The 634-nt window shown below is 64.0% G+C and carries 1 protein-coding gene; it reads left to right on the top strand.

The annotated features are described in order from the left end of the window. A partial coding sequence (locus tag ENZ75_RS33590; protein WP_128278691.1) for an extracellular solute-binding protein occupies positions 1-634 on the top strand: 634 nt, incomplete at both ends.

Here is a 634-nt window from a genome sequence, read left to right on the forward strand (position 1 = left end):
CTACTGGATCGTTTACTGGAACAAGGAGTTGTTCGAGGCCAAGGGCCTCAAATATCCCGAAACCTTCGAGCAGCTGGTGGCCGCGGCCGAGGCGCTGACCGACCCGTCGACCAATACTTATGGTTTCGTCGCCCGCGGCATCAAGAACGCCAACACGCCGGTGTGGACATCGCTCATGCTCGGCTACGACATGACGCCACTCGACGCTCAGGGCAAGCTGCGCACGACGTCGCCCGAGGCGATCGAGGCCGCCGGGCTCTACCAGCGGCTGATGACCAAATCCGCGCCTCCAGGCGTCACTGGCTTCAACTGGGCCGAAGCGCAGTCCGCCTTCCTGCAAGGCAAGATCGGCATGTGGTTCGATGGCGTCGGCTTTGCCCCGCCGATGGAAAATCCGGAAAAATCGCGGGTGGTCGGCAAGGTCGGCTATGGCGTCATGCCCAAGGGTCCCAAGGCGCACGCGGCTGGCACCTTCGGCGACGGTATCGGCGTGACGGCCACCAGCGAGAAGAAGGAGGCCGCCTATCTGTTCTGCCAGTGGGCAGTGTCGCCGGTCATGGGCGCGCGCCTGCTGCAGGCAGGCGCCGGCGTACCGTTCCGCAAATCGGTGCTCGAAGATCCAAAGGTGCGCGAA

The sequence above is a fragment of the Mesorhizobium sp. M7A.F.Ca.CA.002.04.1.1 genome, from assembly GCF_004022805.1.
In the GTDB taxonomy this organism is placed as follows: Bacteria; Pseudomonadota; Alphaproteobacteria; order Rhizobiales; family Rhizobiaceae; genus Mesorhizobium; species Mesorhizobium ciceri.